The sequence below is a fragment of the Parasphingorhabdus sp. genome (assembly GCF_039968395.1).
Lineage (GTDB): Bacteria > Pseudomonadota > Alphaproteobacteria > Sphingomonadales > Sphingomonadaceae > Parasphingorhabdus.
This window is the reverse complement of the sequence record NZ_JBDVPV010000005.1, coordinates 280,810-303,392: the sequence shown is the minus strand read 5'-3', so window position 1 is coordinate 303,392 and position 22,583 is coordinate 280,810. Positions and strand designations below refer to the sequence as shown.

The following is a 22,583-nucleotide window of genomic DNA, read 5'->3' as shown; positions in this document are numbered from 1 at the left end:
GTCCCCCTCAGGCGATCGATGCCTGACAGATCTGGTCAATCGCTCCGCCAAGAACGCTGTCAAATTCTTCATCAGATTGCCCGTGCCGCAAATCCTGCAGCAGTCCGCGGCTGAAACTTGCGATCATGCCGCTGTTTTTGGCTAGCTGTTCGCAGGCGTCATCGGTCGAATAACCACCGGACAAGGCGACCAGGCGAATGACTTTTGGATGATTGATCAGCGGCGCGTACAAATTGGCTTCAACCGGGATTGAAAGTTTGAGCATTACCCGCTGGTCATCAGATAGCGCATCCAACTGTTTCAACAACTCGCCCAGAAGAATTTGATCGCAATCCGCGCGCTCGTCACTTTTGATATTCACTTCAGGTTCGATCATGGGAACCAGACCGTGACCCAGTATCTGTTTGCCGAATTCAAATTGTTGCGCGACATTTGCGGCAATACCCGCGACATTGGCCTTGTTGATAACCGAACGCATTTTTGTGCCGAACATGCCCTTGGCAACGGCTTTCTGGCACTGATCATCGAGATCGGGAATCGGCTTCATCAACTGTACGCCATTCTCTTCATCCGCCAGCCCCTTGTCGACCTTGAGGAAAGGCACCACTCCGCGTTCCCACAACAAAGTCGGCACCGGTTTGCCATCGGCTTCGCCGTTCATGGTCTTTTCAAACAAAATCGCACCAACAACCTTGCCATTGCCGAAGGACGGAGCCGTAATAATCCGGCTGCGCATCTGATGAATGAGACCGAACATCTCGTCATCGTTGGAAAATGCGTCTTCGCCAATTCCATAACCGGCCAGTGCCTTGGGCGTGGACCCGCCGCTTTGGTCGAGCGCAGCAATAAAGCCTGCGCCATTTTCAATTTTTTCCATCATTTCCGGGTTGGGCATGAGTTTGATCCTTGGTTGAATGAGTTCAAAATCTGGGTTCAGGGTTTCTGGAGGGCTGCAACACCAGGCAGCGTCTTGCCTTCCATCCATTCGAGAAAAGCGCCACCTGCGGTGGACACGAAACTGAAATTGTCCGCAACGCCGGCATGATTGAGCGCGGCTACGGTATCTCCGCCGCCGGCAACGGAAAGCAGCGAGCCTTCTTTGGTCAGCGCGGCAGCAGTCTGAGCCAATGCCACGGTGGCTGCATCGAATGGTGGGGTTTCAAAAGCGCCCATCGGCCCGTTCCAGACCAGCGTTCGACAGGTTTTCAGAACGTCGGACAGGGCTTCAACAGCGGCTGGTCCGACGTCGAGTATCATTTCATCATTTGCGACTTCGTGGACATTTACCGTCCGTGTTGGCGGATTGGGCGCAAATTCTTTCGCCACGACGACATCATAGGGCAGATGCACTGTGCAATCGGCCCTGTCGGCAGCTTCCAATATTTCGTTGGCAGTATCGGCAAGATCATGCTCGCATAGCGATTTCCCGACATCGACACCGCGCGCGGCGAGGAAAGTATTCGCCATTCCGCCGCCGATGATCAGGTGATCCACTTTCTCGACCATTTGCCGCAATACGTCCAATTTGCTGGAAACTTTAGCACCTCCGACAACAGCAGCGACCGGGTGTTCCGGATCGCCCAGCGCCTTGTCGAGGGCATTTAGTTCACGTTCCATCGAACGGCCTGCATAGGATGGCAGATGTTCCGCGATTCCGGCGGTAGTCACATGGGCTCTATGCGCGGCTGAAAAAGCGTCATTGACGTAAAAGTCGCCAAATGACGCAATCATTTTTGCCATACCCGGATCGTTTTTCTCTTCTCCCGCGGCAAACCGGCTGTTTTCCACAACAACAATGCTGCCATTGGCAAGCTCTGCGATCGCATCTGCACCGGGTCGCTGCATGAAGCTGACTTCCCGCTCCAAAACCTTTGCGAGTGGCGCAACTACGGGTTCCAGTGAAAACTCAGGCTTATACTCACCTTTCGGTCGACCAAAATGCGCCAGAAGTAGCACTTTTGCGCCTTTGTCCGCCAATTCTGTTACCGTAGGGACAATCGCCTGCAGACGGGTGTCATCAGTGACTTGCCCATCGGCCATCGGGACATTGAGGTCAACGCGAACGAGGCCCGCCTTGCCTTCAATATCCTTGATGTCGTCCAGAGTGTGAAACTGATTGCCGGCCATTGCTTGAATCCTTCCGACCTAAAGCAATCCAGCCATTACCTTTGCAGTATCGATCATGCGGTTGGAGAAACCCCATTCATTGTCATACCAGCTGACAACACGGGCCAGTTTTCCGTCCATCACCGAGGTTTCAAGGCTGTCTACCGAGCTACTTGCAGGTTGATGGTTGAAGTCACTGGAAACCAGCGGCTTGTCTTCAAATACCAGTACGCCCTTCATCGGACCTTCTGCCGCCGCTTTCAGCGCCGCGTTAAGTTCTTCAGCCGTCGTATCGCGGCCCGGCGTGAACACCAGGTCAACCAGACTGACATTTGGAGTTGGCACGCGAACGGACGAACCATCGAGTTTGCCGTTCAATTCCGGCAGGACCAGACCAACCGCCCGGGCAGCGCCGGTTGTTGTCGGGATCATGTTAACCGCACCAGCGCGCGCACGGCGCATGTCGCTGTGCATCTGATCCAGCATCCGCTGGTCGTTGGTGTAGCTGTGAATCGTGGTCATAAAACCGCGTTCAATGCCGACCGTGTCGTTCATGACCTTGGCAACCGGTGCAAGGCAGTTTGTCGTACAAGATGCATTGGAAACAATGACATCCGATGACGTCAAGACATCGTGATTAACGCCATAGACCACCGTTTGATCGACATTTTTCGCCGGAGCGGAGATGAGAACACGTTTCGCGCCCGCATCAATATGAGGCTGCGATGCTTCTTTGGACTGGAAGAAGCCGGTACATTCCAAAACGATGTCCACACCCATTTCACCATGCGGGAGATCGCCAGGATTGCGTTCGGAAGTCACAGCGATTTTCTTGCCATCTACCATGATGTGATCACCATGTGCGCTCACTTCGCCGGGAAAACGGCCATGGACACTGTCATAGGCAAACAGCAGCGCATTGGCGTCGGCATCTGCCAGATCGTTGATCGCGACCAGTTCCAGGTTATCGTCATTGCGCTCGAGAATGGCGCGAGCGACGAGGCGGCCGATGCGGCCAAATCCGTTAATTGCTACTTTTGTCATGGAAATAGTGCTCCTTTGATCAGTATATTTGGGCTGTTAGCCAATCTTTTCGATAATCTGTGGCGTTATGGCATCTGCGGTCAAGCCGAAATGCGCGAACAAGTCGTCAATCGGTGCAGATGCCCCGAAACTGTCGATCCCGAAACGCAAGCCGTCGAGACCTGTATACCGCTCCCAACCGAATGTTGTGCCCGCTTCAATGGATATTCGCAAAAGTCCCGCGGAGCCTAACAGATCATTCCTGTAGTCTTCAGACTGCTCATCAAACAGCTCAGTGCAAGGCATGGAAACAACGTCTGCGCCATGTCCGGCAGCCTCCAGTTGCGCGGCAACGTCCATCGCCAGCGACACTTCAGAACCGGTGGCAACGATGACCACCCGTTTTTCCGCTTCCGCGGCTTTCACACGATAAGCGCCTTTTTCACAATGATTTACACTGACGTCATGACGGATCGGGGGGAGGCCCTGACGGGTGAGTGCCAGTGTCGATGGCCCGTTTGCCCGCTTGATCGCCAGCGCCCAGCACTCGGCTGTCTCGATCGCATCTGCAGGTCGGAACACGTGCATGTTGGGCATCGCACGCAAGCTCTGGATATGCTCGATTGGCTGGTGGGTCGGGCCGTCTTCGCCCAATCCGATGCTGTCATGTGTCATGACATATATGGATCGCGTGTTCTGAATGGCGGAAAGCCGCATGGCTCCGCGGCAATAGTCGGTAAAGACCAGGAAAGTCCCGCCATAGGGGATGATCCCGCCGTGCAGCGCCATGCCGTTCATCGCCGCCGCCATACCGAATTCGCGGATGCCATAATAGATATAGCGACCTGAATAATCGTCTTTTGTCAGTGGTTTAGTGGAAGGAGTTTTGGTATTGTTTGAACCTGTCAGATCCGCACTGCCACCGATCATGTCGGGCAAGGCTGCGGTAATCGCGCCCAATGCCATCTCGGAAGCTTTGCGGGTTGCGACCTTCGGCGGGTCTTTTGCGAGTTTTTCCAGATAGTCCTGCATCGCGTTGCCATCCGGCAATGCCCCGGCCATGCGCCGTTCAAACTCAGCCTTGTCGCTGTGACCAGCCAGTCGCCCGGCCCAGTCAGCATGCGCCTCACCGCCTTTGTCGCCCAATGCCCGCCATGCCGCGCTGACATCATCAGGAACGACAAATGGTGCATGATCCCAGCCCAGTGCGCCGCGGGTTCCGGCGATTTCTTCGTCGCCAAGAGGCGCGCCGTGCGTAGCGGATGTGCCCTGTTTGGTCGGTGCACCGTAGCCAATAATGGTTTTACAGGCGACCAGCGAGGGCCGCGGATCAGCTTCGGCTTCTTTCAGCGCCCGGCGAATATCATCGAAATCATGCCCGTCACAAGACACCACGTGCCAGCCCGAAGCCCGGTATCTTGCAGGAATATCCTCGCTTGTGGACAAGTCCGTACCGCCATCGATGGTAATGTCATTGTCATCCCAAAGGACGTTCAGGCGTCCGAGCTGGAGATGACCGGCCAAACCGACCGCTTCATGGTTGATTGCTTCCATCAGGCAGCCATCACCGGCTATGACCCAGGTCTTGTGGTCCACCAGATCATTGCCGAAATGCGCGTTCAAATGCCGTTCTGCGATCGCCATGCCCACCGCCATCGCAAAACCCTGCCCCAGCGGACCGGTGGTCGCCTCTACGCCGTCCAGCTTGAAATTTTCGGGATGCCCCGCACAAGGTGAGGATAACTGCCGGAAATCCTTGATGTCCTGCATCGTTGGCCGATCATAACCGGTCAGGTGCAACAGCGAATAAATCAGCATCGAGCCGTGGCCGGCAGACAGGACAAACCGGTCGCGATCCGCCCATTTTGGCGCCTTTGGATCAAATTTCAGGAAATCGCTGAACAGGACCGTCGCAACATCCGCCATACCCATTGGCATACCGGGATGCCCGCTATTGGCTGCTTGTACCGCGTCCATGGACAACGCACGAATGGCGTTTGCCATCATTTTTTCGGAAACGGTCATAATTTCTTGGGTCCCCTGACAGCAAAAACCATGGCGAGCGCTAAAAATTTTCCTTCGATTCGCCAATTTGCCACCTCCTTTGATGGCCTATCCTCGCGGCGTCAAGTAGCGGGACATATCATGCGTGATTTGACGGACCACAGGAGGGCTCTGCCGATCTTCTGTTTACGCCGGGACATTCCCTTGTTACGGATGATACAGATCAACTGATAAGTCGGAAACAAGTCATGGAAAATGAACGTGTGATCCTTGCCATTGGCCGTATTGAACGGGCACTTACCCGGATTGAAACGGCGCGGAACAATTCACCTGCGGTTCGCCAGGACGAAGCCCTTGAGCAGCGACATGCGGCACTTCGCGGCGAGATGCAGGAAGCAATTCGTACGATCGATGGGCTGATTGCCCGGCAGGAGAATTGAAATGGGTCAGGTCAAACTTGAGATAGGCGGCCGGTCGTTCATGGTAACCTGCCAGGATGGCGAGGAATCTCATCTCGGAAAACTGGCCGCCATGGTCAGCGAAAAAGCCGGAGAAGCTGGAGATCCTGCAGGTTTGACGGAAAGCCGCATGCTGCTTTTCACCTCGCTGTTGCTGGCAGATGAGCTGCATGCCAATCGCAATGCAGCCGAATCCGCCCAATCCGAAGCGTCAGAAGAGGCTGCGGCGGCATCCGGACTGGCTGATGAAAAAACCGTGACCGCGCTTGAGAAACTCGCAGACCGTGCAGAATCCTTTGCAAATAACCTTGAGCAAGCTGCCAATCATGCCTAGATAGGCGGTGACGGGTACTGTCTTGTACGAGCTAGAAAGCGAACATCCCTGAGGCGATATAACAACATAGGGAGCTGTCCCTGCCCGAATTGCGGATTTCTTCGGAAATCGGGTTCGAAGCATATGGCGCCCACCTGACGTAATAGGCGTCAGAGGATTTTCCGGCAAACGACTCTGATGGTCCCGTCACTACTCTAGAAAGATATGTTTTTGAGTGATTTAGTAGAGAATAAGAAGAATTTACGTGAAGAATACCGGCGGCGGCGCGACGCGTTTGTCAGCCAGCTGGACACGGCCACCAGAACCCTCGCCTTTCGTCGCCCCCCTACCCCGCTCAACCAGCTTTTCGAACAAACCGAAGTCATCGCCCTATATCAGGCAGTGGGATCCGAAGCCCCGACCATGCGGTTGATGGAATATCTTTCCGAAATCGGCAAAACCGTCGCTTTTCCGGTTGTAACTGGCCAGGCACCGCTTGAATTCCGGGCCGTCTCAGATATCGAGCTGCTGGAGGCCGGATATCAAAATATTCCCGAACCCAGCGAAAGCTGCCCGGTCGTAACCCCCGACCTGATTATCGCCCCGTTGATCGCCTTTGACAGAAGGCTCGGAAGACTGGGCCAGGGTCAGGGCCATTATGATCGCACCTTTGAAAAATACACCCATGCCAAGCGCATTGGACTGGCCTGGTCGGTACAGGAGCTGGATTCCATCCCGATCGAAGAGCATGACGTGCCCCTGGACATGATTATTACAGAATATGAAATAATTCAAAGCGTTAACATGACGTCATGACAGCAAAACCTGACATTCCTCCCCCGCATAATCCGCCCGAACCGCCCAGTTGGCGCAAACCGGTGGGCATGATTCTGATATTGTTAATCATCTTGATCTGGTGCGGGATCGTTGTCAGCCTGATGGACTGGATTGATACGCTGAACTTCTGGGCGCAGCTGCCCATATACGTGTTCGCCGGAATCGTCTGGATATTTCCAGTAAAACCGCTGCTTTTGTGGATGAATACCGGAAAATTTCGGTCCTGAGGCGCCATTTCCCGATTTCAGAAAATGGCGCGAGTGACGAGACTTGAACTCGCGACCTCCGGCGTGACAGGCCGGCGCTCTAACCAACTGAGCTACACCCGCGTATGCACCGGCGTGACCGCCGGGATATGCATTAGAGCAGCGCAAGTATAAGAGCGCTGCCTGACTGTCAACAACACTCTTGCCAAGATCGCAAGAAAAATGGGTTCATGACCGAATAGTGCCGGGTGAAGCTGATATTATGACGTCAGAATCCGGTTTTTTGCGCGTACCTGCATCGGACCGGCGACCGCGCGCGCAGGAGACGTCACTTTTTGCACAAGTTTGCATGCGTTACTTATAGTTACAGTTAAAATAACGTTAAGCAAAACGCGAAAATCATACCCATTTTGAGAATAAAGCCGCTGTTTTCCGCGGATTTCTGCCGGACTGCAACCGGCATTTTAGTGACGTCATCTTTACTAAATATTTGCCTTTATCGGCCATAGATCGGTCATGAATTTGATGGAGGCATCTGTGACCAAAGGACGAATCCTGCGCGCAAAACATTTTTTTGCACGCCGGAACATGGCGTATCTCGCTGCGGCTTCCGCACTCTTCATGGGTGCGTCGAGCGCGCATGCTGCGGGTACACTGGCTGGCACGGACATCGTGAACATCGCCCAGGCCTCTTATGATGGTCCAAGCGGCACGGTTACAGTCGACTCTAATCCTGTAACCATCACAGTAGACGAGCTTCTGGATGTGACCGTCGTTTCGGGAGACCCGGGTGACGTCGCAACAACGCCCGGTGTTTCAGCACAGGTAACCACCTATCAGGTAACCAATACCGGCAACGGCTCGGAAGCGTTCACACTCGCCGCAGATACTGCCAAAACCGGTGATGACTTTGACACCACTTTCGAACAAATCGTTCTCGATACCAATAATAACGGTGTTTATGACGTCGGTGTAGATACAGTTTATGCCGCTGGCACAAATGATCCGGTGCTTGCTGCGGATGAAAGCGTAACGGTTTTCATCCTGTCGACCATCCCTGCAACCGCAAATGACGCTGAACGGGCGGAAGTCGAGCTCTCGGCAACCGCCGTGACCGGAAGCGGAACGCCGGGCACAACTTTCGCCGGTCAGGGTGATGGCGGCGGCGATGCTGTGGTCGGCTCTACCGGTGCCGACGGCGCAGATAGCGGATTTTTTGTCGTTCAGGTCGCTGATGTTGCTCTCGTCAAAAGTGCAACCATTGTCGATCCATTCGGCGGGACTGAAGCCGTTCCTGGCGCGACTATAACCTATCAGATTGTCGCCACGACATCTGGATCAGGCAGCCTCGTCAACCTGACGATCGCCGATGATGTCCCGGGCGACACAACTTATGTCAACGAAAGCATCACCCTCGAAAGCGCGGCGCTTACCGATAGCAATGCCGATGCCGACGAAGGATCTTTTGACGGAACGCAAATCGCGGTTGCCCTCGGCACCATCGCCAGCGGGCAGACCCGCACGATAACCTTTCAAGTGACCATAGACTAGGAATTATTCATGAAATTCAATATCTTGAAGCATATTTCCTTTTGTATTGCGCTGGCCATGCCAGCGATGGCGATCGCTGCAAATAACGTTGCATTGTCCAGCGATGTGTTTGTTGAACGCAGCGTTGAAAAAGCTGATGGCAAGACCGCCGTCGTGCTTGAGCAGCCAACCACAGTCGTCCCGGGCGACAAGTTGGTATTCGTCGTCAAATACAAGAATGTCGGCACTACGCCGGCCACCGATTTCTCTGTCACCAATCCGCTCCCCAAAGCGGTGGCGTTTAATGGAACGTCCGATGGCACCGAAATTGTCTCCGTTGACGGAGGCAGAAACTGGGGCCCGCTATCGGCCCTGAAATACACCCGTGAGAATGGCGAAATTCGGCCAGCCCTCATGAGTGACGTCACCCATGTAAAATGGAAATTTAATCAATCACTTTCGGTGGGATCTGAAGGGAAGTTGGTTTTCCGTGGCACTGTAAAGTGACCACAAACCGTAACGAACTGCCGCGGGTATTGGCAGTTCAATTTTTGAGGAAACAGGAGAACAGTTATGACCAGTAAACTGAAACTTCTCGTCGCCACAGGTACAGTTTCTGCAGTTATGCTGGGTGCAAACCCGGCTTTTGCAGCAGGGACCAGTGCCGGTGACACGATTACGAATAATGTAAGCGTTGCTTACCAGGTCGGTGGCGTCAGCCAGACGGCTGAAACCGATTCAGACACATTTACGGTTGACCGTAAGCTCGACATGACAATCGTTGAGGCCGATGGTGCCGCACGCGACGTCTTCCCGGGTCAGACCGCAGCAGATACCGCGGGCAACCCCCCGGCTTATCTGACATTCACCGTCACCAACGATTCCAATGATGAAGTTGACTTTGCCTTGTCCGCTACGCAGCTGACAACCGGTGCAGCAACGCCATTCAGCGGAACAGATGACTTTGATGTATCTTCGTTGCAGATCTTTGTGGATAGCAATGGCAACGGCACTTATGACGCCGGTGTTGATACGGCGACCTTCATCGATGAGCTCGGCGAAGACGCTTCCGTTGCGGTCTTTATCGTAGGTGATATTCCAACGACACCCGTCAACGGCGATGCAGCCGGTATCACGCTGACAGCCGCCATTCGTCAGGGTAACAACGGTACAACCGGTGGCGCCATCGGCGGTGCATATTCCGACGACAGCGGCAGCGCGAACACTGAAGACGGTACCGTGAACGTTGCAAATATCGACAACGTGTTTGTCAACATCAGTGGTTCTGCGACTGATAACTTCGTGATTGATTCCGCGAGTATTGCTGTTGCGAAAACCAGCACAGTCCTCTGGGACCCCATTAACGGAAGCACCAATCCGAAATCCATTCCTGGCGCCGTGGTTGAATATTGTATCGCTGTGACCAACAGCTCTACGACAACTGCTGCTACCAATGTCGGAATTACGGATGATATTTCTGCTCTGGATGTAACCTTTTACAGCACAACCATTCCTTCAGGACCGGCAACGATCCCGACAGCAAATGGCGTTGTATCGGCTACAGCCTGTGATGGAACGGGAACGAATGCTGATGCATCCGGTCTCGGTGAATCCGGCGGAACCATAAGTGGTAGCCTTGGTGATGTTGCTGCCAGCAGCACCGAAACACTGCTTTTCCGCGTAACTGTAGACTAGAATAGAGGATTGCGGCGGCTGTCCGGGCGACCGGACAGCCGCCGCACCCCCTTTTTCGATGAAGCGGTTAACCAAATTCCTTAAGTCAGTCAGTCTGACACTTGCTGCAGGGGCACTTTTCGCTCCTGCCTCTATGGTTTCCGCGCAAACCGGCGCTTTGCCCGTCATCAGCAACATCGCTCAGGCGGAATGGGATGTCGGCAGCCAGCGTCTGCAAACACCCTCAAATCGCGTGGATATTCAGGTCTTGCCGCCCCCTGTCGTACCGCCCGAGATTACCATTTACCATTTTGATGATCCGCCAGGCGCCGAACAGCTCCGTCTGCCAGGTACAATCTGTCGAGGCTCCGGTGGCAGCGTCCCCGTTGAGCTCGCAGGCGTATTTGCCGGTACAAGCACCGACCCGGCTTCGCTGGCTCCAACCTCAAGCATTCGGGCCGGAGAGCCCCTTATTATCTCGATTTTTGCCCCAAACGAAAATCTGAGCTCCGCCGCTATCGATAATTTCGATATTTTGCTCACCACGCCTGCCGGTGACAGTGAGACCATCAATATCGTTGAAACCGAGGTCAATAGCGCGCGTTTCGTCGGCATGATCAATACCGCAGCGATCCCGCCTGCGCCTGTACAGGGTGATTGTATCCTGTCGGTGCGCCCGGGGGATACGCTGAATGTCGGGATTGACGAGATCGGCGGCAACCCGCTCGGTACGGTAGAACTGGGGATTCTCATCGATCCCTTTGGTGAAACCTTTGACAGCGGAGACGGTGCGCCCGTTTCCGGTACCCGTGTCACACTGATCGACATATCCACGGGATTGCCTGCCGACGTGTTCGGTGATGACGGAGTGTCTGTGTTCCCCAGCACGGTCATATCCGGCGGAACCGTCACGGATAGTGGCGGAAACGTGTACGATTTCTCGGAAGGCTTCTATCGCTTTCCGTTTGCACGTCCCGGACAATATCGTCTGATCATCGAGCCTCCAGCGCCTTATACGGCGCCGTCTGCGGCCACTCCGGCGCAGCTGGAGGCATTCAGAAGGACCGACGGAGAACCGTTCACCATCGTAGACGGATCCTATGGCGGGATTATCACGCTTGATGACCCGGCTCCTGTGCGTGTGGACGTCCCGCTGGATCGACCGGGTGTGCCGTTACTGATCACCAAGAACGCATCAAGCGCTGTATCGGTCCCGGGCGATGCGGTGCAATATCGCATTACCGTGCAGAATACGGATCCGGCGCGTAACACCGGCACAATCACGATCGAAGACCAGTTACCCCGCGCGATGCGCTTGCAGGTAGACACGATGCGCTACAATGGCGCGCTTGTGACGCCCGTCGTGCAAGCCAATGGACAAGACTTTTCAGTCGCCGTGCCCGCGCTGGCCCCTGCCAGCAGCGGACTTCTGACATATCTGGCAGAAGTCCGCCAGGATGCGCAGCCCGGAGATGCCATAAATACCGCTCAGGCGCGCGATAATCGCGGCGCTGTCAGTCCGGTTACCGATGCTGCCGTGCGTATCGAACGAGACGGAATCTCGGAACGCTTCACGATAATCGGCCGGATTACCGACGGCGGATGCGAAGTTGACCCTCGCAAAGCCGCAGGAATAGGTGGAATTCGCGTAATGCTGCAGGATGGGACCTACACGGTTACCGATCCCGATGGGCGCTATCATTTTGAGGGCATTCGTCCTGGATTGCACGTGGTCCAGGTTGATCCTTCGACATTCCCTGCCGATATGGCACCGATTGATTGCGCCCGGAACACCCGTTCTGCCGGCAGCGAGATTTCCCGCTTTGTCGAAGGCCGCGGCGGAGCGCTGAAACGTGCCGATTTCCGTGCTCACAAGGTCGAAGCGCGCGAAGAACACAAGAAGATGGTCTATCAAAAACCCAAGATTCTGACTGACCCACAGGCCGCAGGAGCCGAAACCGAGTGGCTTGCAGGCCAGTCTGCAGGTATTGACTGGGTATTCCCGGCTGAAAACTATAATCCGCGCGTCAGATCGCTGCGTGTGGCCGTGAAACACGGTCCCGACCAGAGTGTCGAGCTGACCGTCAACGGAGAAGCGGTCAATCCGCTGAATTTTGATGGCAAGGACAAGAGCGCGGATGGCAAAATTCAAGTCAGCGTCTGGCGCGGGCTGGATATCGGCATGCGGAAAAACACGCTTGTTGCGCGGGTTTCGGACAAATCCGGCAAGTTCATCAAGGAATTGCGCCGCGAAGTCCATTATTCGGCCAGCCCGCTCAACGCAGAGCTGCTGAAAGACAAGTCCGTGCTCGTCGCTGATGGCGTGACACGGCCGGTTATCGCGGTCCGCATGACAGATCGCGACGGTCGTCCGGCACATCACGGTGCAGTAGGCGATTTCAGCGTTCCTTCGCCCTATTTGCCGGCTATTGAAGTCGATGCACAGCAAGCCAACCAGTTGTCAGGCCTCGAGCGTGGTCGCCCGGTATGGCGCGTCGAGGGCGATGAAGGCATTGCATATATCGAACTGGCGCCAACCACGGCCTCCGGATCTCTCAGCATCACATTTCCGCTCAGGGATGGCGAAGTGACGCGCGAACAGCGTATTGAAACCTGGCTCGATCCCGGTGATCGGCCATGGACGGTCGTCGGCTTTGCCGCAGGAACCGTGGGTTTCAACACTCTCGACGAGCGTCTGGAAGACCTGGTCGATGACGATGACAATATCAACGTCGACGGCCGTGTTGCGCTATATGCCAAGGGACGTGTGACCGGCAAATGGCTGATGACACTCGCCTATGATACCGACAAGGAAGAGGATGAAACCGATTTCACCGGCATCATCGATCCCCGCCAATATTACACAGTTTATGCGGATCGCGCGGAACAGCGCTACGATGCGGCGTCGGTTCGCCGTTTATATCTGAAACTCGAGCGTCCGCAGTTTTATGCGCTGTTCGGTGACTATGAAACCGGTATCAATGAGCCCGAACTGGCACGCTATCAGCGGACATTCAACGGCATCAAGGCGGAATATCGCAATGAGCAGATCAGCGCCCTCGCCTTTGGTGCAGATGCTGCCAACCGCTTCCGGCGCGAAGAGATCCAGGGTAACGGCCTGTCGGGTCCTTATGCGCTGGCAAGCCGCGACATATTGTCGAACAGCGAGCGGATTACCCTGGAAACCCGGGATCGCTTGCGTTCGGACCGGATTATCGAACGCCGTGAACTGACGCGCCATATAGACTATGATATCGATTATCTGGCCGGAACCCTGCGTTTCAGCCAGCCTATTCTCAGTCGCGGCAGTGGCTTTGATCCGCAATTCATCATAGCCGAATATGAAGTTCTGGGCGTGGGTGGCCGGGATCTGAACGCCGGCGGCCGCGCAACCTATCAGAGCGAAGACAAGAAATTCAAACTGGGCGCAACCTTTGTGCATGACGAGAATGAATCGGTTAAAACCGACCTGTTGGGTATTGATGCGCGCTATCGACCAAACCTGAAAACGGAATTCCGCGCAGAATTGGCAGCGACCGACAATCAGGCGAAAACACTCGGCGCACTCGACGGCACGCCCAGTGCCGGCGATTCCGCCATGGCTTGGCTGGTTGAAGCGGAACATCACGGGTCCAATTTTGACGTTCTGGCTTATGTCCGGCGTCAATCCAACGGATTTGGCCTCGGACAGCTGAATTCAGCTGAGAGCGGGACCCGCAAATTCGGAATCGACACGCGCGTGCGGATCACTGATGATCTTTCAGTTGCCACAACCGGCTACCAGGAAAACTTCCTGACCAGCGGGGCACGGAGACGCGCCGGTACGGCCGAGGTCGAGTATCGCAGCAACAAAACTGCATTCCGGGCAGGTTTGACCCACGCGGAAGACCGGTTGGCCGATGGCTCTGTCAATCGCTCGACACTGGCACGGCTCGGAGCCACCCAAAAGTTGATGGATGGCAAGCTTGAACTCGATGCGCAGACAGAGTTTGCGCTCGGCGGACAAGACGAAAGCGTCGATTTCCCGGCCCGGCACAGCTTTACGGCGCGTTACGCAATTACCGACAATATCAAGCTGGTCGGCACATATGAAATCGCTGATGGCGAGAATATCGATGCCCGAACAGCCAGAATTGGCGTGGATGTCTCTCCCTGGGATGGAGCCCGCGTTGTAGCGAGTGCCAATCAGCAGGAGATCACCGAATTCGGGCCGAGGACTTTTGCGGCTTATGGATTGACCCAGAGCATTCCTCTGGACGAAAAATGGACCGTCGACTTCTCGCTGGATGGTAATGAGACAATTGGCGGATTTGATCGCAGCGACGTGATCAACCCAGCACAACCCGTGGCATCGGGCGGCTTTCTGGGCAGCGATGGCTCGCTCACCGAAGATTTCGTAGCGGTTACGGCTGGCACTACGTTCCGGTCGGACGACTGGAGCTGGGTCAGTCGCGCAGAATATCGGGATGGAGATACAACCGAACGCTATGGATTCACGACAGCTGCTCTCAAGCAGATTGGCGAAGGCAGCGCGCTTGGTGCCGTCGGCAGTATTTTCCATGCCAGCGACAATAATGGCACGAGCACGCAAGTGATCGAAGCAGAAGCCAGCTGGGCGCATCGCCCGGCGGACAGTCAGTGGTCCTGGCTTGAAAAGCTGGAATTCCGCGAAGACAAGGTTCGCGGTGCGACAGCCGGCCAGTCCGGACCGATTGGCGGCGCACCTCTGCTCGTCAACGGCGACGTGACATCGCGCAGAATTATCAACAGTTTAAGCGTCAATTACACGCCGATTGACGAAGATGACGGAATTTTTACCGAGGCGGGGGAATATAGTTTCTTTTGGGGAAGCCGCTATGTTTTCGATCGTTTCGGTGAAGACGATGTCAAAGGCTGGAGCAATGTGATCGGGGCGGACGTCAAGTTCGATCTATCCGATACCATTGATATCGGCGCCCAGGCGACCGCGCGTATTGGCAACAACTTTGACAGTGTTGCCTATAGCGGGGGACCAAGTGTCGGGATTACACCATTTAAAAATGGCTATATCTCGCTTGGCTATAATGTGGTGGGATTTGAAGATCGGGACTTTGAAGAAAGTCGCTACACCAGAAATGGTCCGTTCATCACCTTCCGCCTGAAATTCGACCAGGAAACCTTCAGCAGTTTGGGGCTGTAGCAGGATATTCGGTCAAATCTTCGCTGACTTTCAGTCGGCGAAGAGCAAAACGGGCGTCTCGAGCAAATGCTTGAGCGCTTGCACATAACTGGCGGCATCATAGCCGTCCACGACCCTGTGATCACACGAGATCGACAGATTCATAAGCTTGCGCGCCTGAATCTCGCCGTCAATGATCATGGGGCGTTCGACGATCTTGTTGGGACCGATAATAGCCACTTCAGGGCGATTGATCACGGGCGTCGTTGCAATACCGCCCAAAGGTCCCAGAGACGTCAATGTCAGCGTGGAACCGGACAATTCATCAGCTTTCGCTGTCCCATCGCGTGCGGCAGCGGCCAACCGGCCAATTTCTGTCGCCAATTGCCAGATATTCTTGTCCTGGGCATTGCGGATCACGGGCACCATAAGCCCCTGAGCCGTCTGTGTGGCCATTCCCAGATGCACCGCGCCATGACGGGTCACCAGACCCGCCTCATCGTCATATATCGCGTTCAGCATCGGAAATTCAGGCAATGCCTTGCATATCGCCACGATCATCAGCGGCAACATGGTCAGCTTTGGCCGATCGCCGCGATTGGTGTTTAGATCCGCGCGCATGTCCTCCAGCGCCGTCATGTCAAATTCATCCACATAGGAAAAATGCGGGATATTGCGTTTCGATTCCGCCATGTTTTGCGCAATCTTGCGGCGCATCCCGATGACCTTGATCGTTTCGTCATCGCGCTTTCGTGACGCACCGGCGGGTTGATAGCCCTGCCCCGCACCATAGCTCAGATAGCTATCCAGATCGCTGTGACGGATGTGCTCACCCTGCGCTTTCACCTGTGTCAGATCTACACCGAGATCAGCCGCCCGTTTACGCACCGCTGGCGTTGCCAGGACCTTGGCTGAAGGTTTGGAAGTAGACGCGATACCGTCCGTTATCGGATCAGTGGGCTGTACATTTACAACCTTCTCCTCAGACTTTGTCTTAACTGATGAAGATTTGGATGTTTCGAGGTTTTTCGCTTCTTTTTCAACGCCCTCTACTGACGCCATGGCAGCAGACTCAGGTTCGGATTCGCCTTGTTCTTCAACTTTTGTGGCAATTTCTTCCAGATCCACGTCGCCTTCGACTTCGATTTCGACGAGCATCGAACCAATCGCAATAATGTCGCCTGCTTCACCTGCCACGGCTGTAACTTTTCCGGATACAGGGGCTTCCATTTCGACCGTTGCCTTGTCGGTCATGACGTCTGCCAGCTGATCATCTTCTTCGACCATATCGCCGATCTTGACGTGCCACGCGACAATCTCTGCTTCGGCAATGCCCTCGCCTATGTCAGGCAGGTTGAAAGTGTAGGTGCTCATGATTTCAGTTCCCCGACAATTTTCTCCAGCGCTTCCCCAATCCGGACCGGTCCCGGGAAATACGCCCATTCGAGACTATGTGGATAAGGCGTGTCAAATCCGGTGACGCGCTCGATTGGTGCTTCGAGATGATAGAAGCAACGTTCCTGTACCAGTGCCGAGAGCTCGGCACCAAATCCACTGGTCCGTGTTGCCTCGTGGACGATCAGGCATCGGCCGGTTTTTTGGACCGAAGCCTCGATCGTTTCAATATCCAGCGGCACCAATGTGCGCAAATCGATCACTTCGGCATCGATATCATGTTCTTCAACAACCGCCTTCGCAACGTGCACCATTGTACCATAAGCCAGCACCGTGACTTCTGTTCCCGCACGGACAATATTCGCCTTGCCCAGCTCGACCCGATAATGGCCGTCCGGCACCTCGGCCTCTTCAAATTTGGACCAGGGCTCCACCGGTTTGTCATAATAGCCCGTGAACGGCCCGTTATAGATACGCTTGGGTTCAAAAAACAGGACAGGGTCATTATCTTCAATCGACGCAATGAGCAGGCCTTTGGCATCGTAAGGCGTCGAAGGGATAACCGTTTTCAGACCGGAGACATGCGTAAACATGGCTTCCGGCGACTGACTGTGGGTCTGGCCACCAAAAATGCCGCCACCAAAAGGAGAGCGCACAGTCAGCGGGGCGATAAATTCGCCCGCCGACCGATAACGCAAACGCGCTGCTTCCGAGATCAGCTGGTCCATGCCGGGATAAATATAGTCAGCAAACTGTATTTCGGGGACCGGACGCAAGCCATATGCCCCCATGCCGACCGCTGCGCCAATAATCCCGCATTCGCTGATAGGCGAATCAAAACACCGCGTCTTGCCATATTTTTCCTGCAATCCCGCAGTCGCACGAAAAACGCCGCCGAAAAACCCGACATCTTCGCCCATGATCACGACATTTTCGTCGCGTTCCATCATATTGTCGAGGCCGGAGTTAATCGCCTCTATCATGTTCATGACAGTCACTATTTGGGTGCCTCCGCATCGGGCCATTTGATTTCCCGCTCTTTATTGGCCTGATCCGCCTGTTCTCTGAGATGCCAGGGCATTTCTTCAAACACATCCTGGAACATCGTTTCAAAAGGCTGATGCAGCCCGTGGCCCAATATGCCATTTTTGGCGGCTTCCTTGACCGCAACTTTTACCGCTTCCAGACATTGCTGATCCATCTCTTCCTGTTGCTCGATGCTCCAGACACCGCGCTGAATGAGATGGCGCTTCAACCGCATGATAGGGTCGCCCAATGGCCATTCCTCGCGTTCCTGCGCACTGCGATAGGCGGTCGGATCATCCGACGTACTATGCGCGTCAGCACGATAGGTGAAATGTTCGATCACGGTCGGGCCCTGATTGGTCCGCGCTCGTTCCGCCGCCCACTGGGTCGCGGCATAAACGGCCAGCGGATCATTGCCATCCACGCGTAGCGAAGCAATGCCATATCCTACTCCGCGCGCCGCAAAAGTCGTCCGTTCGGCACCGGCGAAACCGGAAAAAGAAGAGATTGCCCACTGATTGTTGACAATATTCATGATCACCGGCGCATTATAGACGGTCGCAAATGTCATTGCTGCGTGAAAGTCACCTTCTGCGGTGGATCCTTCACCGCACCAGACCGCTGCAATCCGGCTGTCACCTTTGGAAGCACTAGCCATGGCCCAACCCACCGCCTGCGGATATTGTGTTGTCAGATTGCCGGATACCGTGAAGAAGTTCAGTTCCCGTGAGCTGTACATGATTGGCAGCTGACGTCCCTTCAGCTTGTCCTCGCGATTGGAGAATATCTGGTTGACCATCTCCACCATAGGATAGCCGCGGGCAAATAATATGCCCTGCTGGCGATAGCTGGGGAAACACATGTCTTCCTTGTCGAGAGCCATGGCGGCAGCAACCGATGTCGCTTCTTCGCCGGTCGACTTCATGTAAAAGCTGGTTTTACCCTGACGTTGCTGCCGATGAAGACGATCATCAAAAGCGCGGACCTGCGCCATGGTTTTCAACATGCGAAGCAACGTGTCATCGTCCAGATTCGGGTTCCACGGGCCGACTGCCTTGTGATCATCATCCAGCACACGGATCAGATCATAGGCCAGATCATGCATCTCGGCGGGTTTGGCAGAAATGTCCGGTCGCGCCTGCTCGCCGGCTTTCTGTATTTCAATATCGCTGTAATCCACCTCATCGCCGGGGCGGAATTTCGGTTCGGGAACGTGCAGGGACAATGGCGGCAAATTGCTCTTCGATTTTCCGTCAGCCATCTGACTTCTCCCGTTGGACCGCTCTTCACCACGGCAATTATTATTTCAATGCGTTATAATATTATTCTAGAACGAATGAAAGGTCAATATAGCTGTCCTAAAAATCGACATGTAAAAAAGGGAGCGATACCACGCTCCCCTTTTTACTTCTATTCCCTGCGATATCTCAAAACAGCACGGACATGTTCACAACAGCTCGATCATCGCGATACAGCTGTGCGCCCAGACGGGTTTCGACCACCGCCCCGAAACTGAGTTTGCCGTTGGTAAAACTGAATCCGCCTTTCATTTCTCCATAAGACGAATCCTGCAATCCGATGGGCAGCGCAAAGGGCAGGTCTGCCGCATCCAGAAACCGAACCAGAAAGTTGGTATCATTGCCCGACAGGCGACTGACATAATCGAGCTTCATTTCCGGTCGGAACGACCAGACGGAAGCAAAGCGCACCGGACTGGCCCCTGACAGCTTCAGGCCTATCCGCGCATCAACGCCCGCCCGCCTGATCTCGTCAACCACCATTGCAAGATTTCCGCCCGTGCTTCGGAATCCGTTCACCCGGTATGAAGAGTAACCGATACTGGCACGAGGAGTCAGCAGCAGACCGTCCACATCGACATTATATCCTGCCTCAATCTCACCCGAAAACCCCAGAGAGCTGGTATCGAGATTGCTAACTGAAACAATATCCGTCACACGACTCTCGGAATTGATCCGGGAATGGGCCATGTTCGCCTGTCCGCCGACATAGAAGTTACCGCCAAGCCGATAGTTGCCATAAACCGATGCCTGATTGGTTTCGACACTGGCCCGGGTGCCGCTGATCTCCTGGATTCCGTTGGCATAGCCAAAGGCCGTTCCCAACGTCGCCCGGTCATCAAGCGCGAATTCCAATCCCATCGCCATATGCCAGCTTCCCTGATCCGCTCCGCTCCCAGGATCGGAAAAGGCCAGTGAAGATCTGTCATATCCCGAGGACATGAAACCGGACATATATTCCGGCAACTGCACGGCACTCCAGTCTGATGATCTGTAATTCGCTGCAAAACTGATCTGCGAGGCTGCAGTTTCCGTCAGTCCCCTGCCTCCCCCAATAGTTCTGGCAGAACCAATGATCCTGATTTTTCCGGCACCACCCTGACGCGTCCCCATAAACGACAGGCGATCGGCGATCAGCGTTCGCATGGCCGAATTCTGGCGTTCGTCGAGCGTCGTCGTCCGACCGGCCCGTGCGGCGGACAGGCCCTGGAATGTGGCATCTAGTTCACTCGCCTCCATGACGTCGATCAGACCATAAACATTGGCAAGATCGGTGTAGGAACTGATCCGTGCGGCATCCAGTGCGCTTCCGAACGCGAGCGAGAACGGGTTGGTCACACCGTTCCGGCTGAAGAAATCGGAAAAGCGTATCGCCCGCATCCGTGCCACAACTACATTGGGGTCATATTCCAGCTCCGGATAAAGCACACCAATGCGGCCAACGACATCGTCAAAGACGTTTTCGACACCACCCTCGGCCGTGACAATCTCGAATGTCTGTCCAAATCTGGCCCCTCTTCGACCGAATTTGTTGATCACAGCTGCCGTTCCGCCCAGCGAGATAATGCCGGAATTGTCATCATCCGCGATCACAGAGAGCAGATCACCGCCCCGACGTCCGACATCGAAATAGGTGATGGATCCGGAGGCCAGTATCACATCGCCAGCAACTGTCAGCGTTCCAACCTCACCGAACAGGCCGCCCGGCGCAATGGCACCTTGCACCGATGTCAGGAAAGTGGGATCGAAAAGGCCTGATCCCGACAAAAGTCCGGCGCCCAAAAACGCCTCGCCGGTGGTCAGGGAACCATCAACATCCACCCAGCCGCCTGTCTGGGTATAGTCTCCCCAGACATTCAGCGCACCGCCGGCACGGACTTTAAGGCTCGCCAGGCCTTCGACATTCAACCTGTCTATCGTCACATCACTGTTTAGCCGGGTCTGTCCGATGGCATCGAGGGTCACTTCAAAATAGCGTGCACGAATTCCGGCAGATGGATCAGCGATAACATTGTTCGGTACGAAATTGGTGCTGCCCGGACCACCTGGCACGAAGACGCTGTTCGGGTCCCCTTCGGGCAGCGCCACACTGGCGCCGGACAGATCCAGACAATCGTCGAGGAAACAGACATTGCCGAATTTCGGCGTGTCACCCGTTAGTCCCGGCTCCGCGAAACCGGGCAGTGCGTTGACCAGTTCACCGTCCACTTCAATCGCATAGGCCGGGTCCATGTCCTGTTCCCAGTGGTTCGGATTCTCCCAATTGCGAATACCCGCCTTGGCCGAACTATAGACGTAGCTGTTGTTCGCGACGATCTGTTCCCAATACAGAAACAGCGGCTGATAAAAGCTCTGGGTTCCATAGGAAGAAAACGGCTGAAAGGTAATCGGATCATCAGGATCATTGCCAAAAAATCGTGATCCCCCGGACAGCACTCCGACCACGACCGGCGTGTCAAACGCCTCGTCGGCAATCAACGGCCCGCCTGAATCTCCGCCGGCCGTGCTTCCTTCACGCGGAAGAGCAGCACCGTCAAACAGGTCAAAATCAAACAAGCCATTGTCAGAATCGAACACCGCCTCGCCTGCCGGACTGTCAAAATCCAGATTGTACAGAGTTTGCGGCAAGCCATAGTCATCCGGGCCGAACAGAAAGTTGTTCCGGTCGTTGAGCGAACTGAGCGAGGAAATCATGTTTTCGGCAACGCGTCGGCGGAAATCTATCCCGATCGGCCCTTCCGAGCCAATACCGCGCGAACCATAGCCATTCACAACGCCATGCGTTTCGCCAGACAACGGCGTAAACAGCAATGTCCAGGTTGGGATTCCGCCAGCATGTGTGTCGAGGGTAGCCAGCGCCACATCAGCTTCCAGAAAACCATTTGGTATCGAACGCGCGTCATACCAGACCTGTTCGACATTATAGATTGCAAAGGCTTCATCGGTCGCATTGGCTGTCCCGCCGTCCAGGCCGACCCAGCGTCGTACACCGGGCCGATTGTCAGTGCCGAAACCAAAGCTGATGGCCGTTCCGCCTGCGTCAAACCCGTAACTTTCGGCAGCCTGGCCATTTACGCAATGCGCTGCAAAAATGACCGTCCGCGGATTGATCAGACTGCCCGTGCACAGACCCAGACCGAAACTGTCCTGGTCCGGCCGTGTAGCCATTTGACCCACTCCGGTAATATCGACGGCATCATCCAGAACGCCAGTAGGCGGGGATTCATCCGGCGACAGATCGTCCCGAACGACAATCTGCGAAATGTCTTCCACCATGATGGGTGCTGAGGCCTGACGCGGCGGCCCGGCGGTGACTGTCGTGGCAGCTGGTTGATCGGAAATGTCCGGCATGGCTTGCGCCCAAGCCGGCGCAGCGAGCGCGGCAACGCATGCGGTGGATGAAACAGTGAGAAACAGAAAACGATTGATATGGGTGAACGACATCAGACCCCTCCCGGAGGTTGGATTGGTTGCCCCACATTTACTGCTACTAAGAATTAGAGCGACTCGCTCTGGTTACTCCAGATACCACTTTTCAACGCAAATTTACATCCA

Annotated in this window: 16 protein-coding genes and 1 tRNA gene; 8 read left to right on the top strand and 9 right to left on the bottom strand. The window is 55.0% G+C overall.

Features of this window, described 5'->3' with window-relative positions; translation table 11 throughout:
- Window positions 1-7: 7 nt before the first annotated feature.
- From ABJI30_RS12110 to tkt, 4 genes are read right to left on the bottom strand one after another with little or no spacing between them, the layout of a single operon-like run.
- Window positions 8-895, bottom strand: coding sequence for a fructose bisphosphate aldolase (locus ABJI30_RS12110; RefSeq protein WP_348016950.1), 888 nt, complete (start codon window positions 893-895; stop codon window positions 8-10).
- Between the two features lie 38 nt (window positions 896-933).
- Window positions 934-2,127 (bottom strand): phosphoglycerate kinase, encoded by a 1,194-nt coding sequence (locus ABJI30_RS12105; RefSeq protein ID WP_348016949.1) that lies wholly within the window; start codon window positions 2,125-2,127, stop codon window positions 934-936.
- A gap of 18 nt (window positions 2,128-2,145) precedes the next feature.
- Window positions 2,146-3,150 (bottom strand): type I glyceraldehyde-3-phosphate dehydrogenase, encoded by a 1,005-nt coding sequence (gap, locus tag ABJI30_RS12100; protein ID WP_348016948.1) that lies wholly within the window; start codon window positions 3,148-3,150, stop codon window positions 2,146-2,148.
- A 36-nt stretch (window positions 3,151-3,186) separates the two neighbouring features.
- The gene (gene tkt / locus ABJI30_RS12095) at window positions 3,187-5,154 is read right to left on the bottom strand and encodes a transketolase (protein ID WP_348016947.1); all 1,968 of its coding nucleotides are present in this window, start codon (window positions 5,152-5,154) and stop codon (window positions 3,187-3,189) included.
- Between the two features lie 227 nt (window positions 5,155-5,381).
- Between tkt and ABJI30_RS12090 the strand changes: the two genes are divergently transcribed.
- The 4 genes from ABJI30_RS12090 to ABJI30_RS12075 all read left to right on the top strand — a co-directional run bounded on the left by ABJI30_RS12090 (window position 5,382) and on the right by ABJI30_RS12075 (window position 6,968).
- Window positions 5,382-5,573: a hypothetical protein gene (locus tag ABJI30_RS12090; protein ID WP_348016946.1), complete on the top strand. Its 192-nt coding sequence runs from the start codon at window positions 5,382-5,384 to the stop codon at window positions 5,571-5,573.
- 1 nt (window position 5,574) lies between these two features.
- Window positions 5,575-5,925 (top strand): cell division protein ZapA, encoded by a 351-nt coding sequence (locus ABJI30_RS12085; RefSeq protein WP_348016945.1) that lies wholly within the window; start codon window positions 5,575-5,577, stop codon window positions 5,923-5,925.
- 210 nt (window positions 5,926-6,135) lie between these two features.
- Window positions 6,136-6,720: a 5-formyltetrahydrofolate cyclo-ligase gene (locus ABJI30_RS12080; RefSeq protein ID WP_348016944.1), complete on the top strand. Its 585-nt coding sequence runs from the start codon at window positions 6,136-6,138 to the stop codon at window positions 6,718-6,720.
- Entirely contained in the window at window positions 6,717-6,968 is a 252-nt protein-coding gene (locus ABJI30_RS12075) for a DUF2842 domain-containing protein (RefSeq protein WP_348016943.1), read from the top strand. Before ABJI30_RS12080 ends, ABJI30_RS12075 begins: the two co-directional genes overlap by 4 nt.
- Before the next feature lie 25 nt (window positions 6,969-6,993).
- Here the strand turns inward: ABJI30_RS12075 and ABJI30_RS12070 are convergent.
- Window positions 6,994-7,070: transfer RNA gene (locus tag ABJI30_RS12070), tRNA-Asp, on the bottom strand.
- A gap of 414 nt (window positions 7,071-7,484) precedes the next feature.
- Here ABJI30_RS12070 and ABJI30_RS12065 point away from each other — a divergent pair.
- From ABJI30_RS12065 to ABJI30_RS12050, 4 genes are all read left to right on the top strand, one after another.
- Window positions 7,485-8,498, top strand: a complete 1,014-nt coding sequence (locus ABJI30_RS12065; protein WP_348025322.1) for a hypothetical protein — start codon at window positions 7,485-7,487, stop codon at window positions 8,496-8,498.
- A 9-nt stretch (window positions 8,499-8,507) separates the two neighbouring features.
- Window positions 8,508-8,984, top strand: coding sequence for a hypothetical protein (locus ABJI30_RS12060; protein WP_348016941.1), 477 nt, complete (start codon window positions 8,508-8,510; stop codon window positions 8,982-8,984).
- A 66-nt stretch (window positions 8,985-9,050) separates the two neighbouring features.
- Window positions 9,051-10,172, top strand: coding sequence for a hypothetical protein (locus ABJI30_RS12055; RefSeq protein ID WP_348016940.1), 1,122 nt, complete (start codon window positions 9,051-9,053; stop codon window positions 10,170-10,172).
- 58 nt (window positions 10,173-10,230) lie between these two features.
- Entirely contained in the window at window positions 10,231-15,330 is a 5,100-nt protein-coding gene (locus tag ABJI30_RS12050; RefSeq protein ID WP_348016939.1) for a hypothetical protein, read from the top strand.
- Between the two features lie 30 nt (window positions 15,331-15,360).
- On the opposite strand, the gene ABJI30_RS12045 is transcribed toward ABJI30_RS12050, so the two are convergent.
- The 4 genes from ABJI30_RS12045 to ABJI30_RS12030 form a co-directional block, all read right to left on the bottom strand.
- Window positions 15,361-16,683 carry a dihydrolipoamide acetyltransferase family protein gene (locus ABJI30_RS12045; protein ID WP_348016938.1) on the bottom strand — a complete coding sequence of 441 codons (1,323 nt, stop codon included), beginning with the start codon at window positions 16,681-16,683 and terminating at the stop codon, window positions 15,361-15,363.
- Window positions 16,680-17,693, bottom strand: a complete 1,014-nt coding sequence (locus ABJI30_RS12040) for an alpha-ketoacid dehydrogenase subunit beta (RefSeq protein ID WP_348016937.1) — start codon at window positions 17,691-17,693, stop codon at window positions 16,680-16,682. Before ABJI30_RS12040 ends, ABJI30_RS12045 begins: the two co-directional genes overlap by 4 nt.
- Before the next feature lie 8 nt (window positions 17,694-17,701).
- Window positions 17,702-18,991, bottom strand: coding sequence for a 3-methyl-2-oxobutanoate dehydrogenase (2-methylpropanoyl-transferring) subunit alpha (locus ABJI30_RS12035; protein WP_348016936.1), 1,290 nt, complete (start codon window positions 18,989-18,991; stop codon window positions 17,702-17,704).
- A gap of 166 nt (window positions 18,992-19,157) precedes the next feature.
- Window positions 19,158-22,472 (bottom strand): autotransporter domain-containing protein, encoded by a 3,315-nt coding sequence (locus ABJI30_RS12030; RefSeq protein WP_348016935.1) that lies wholly within the window; start codon window positions 22,470-22,472, stop codon window positions 19,158-19,160.
- Between the last annotated feature and the right edge of the window lie 111 nt (window positions 22,473-22,583).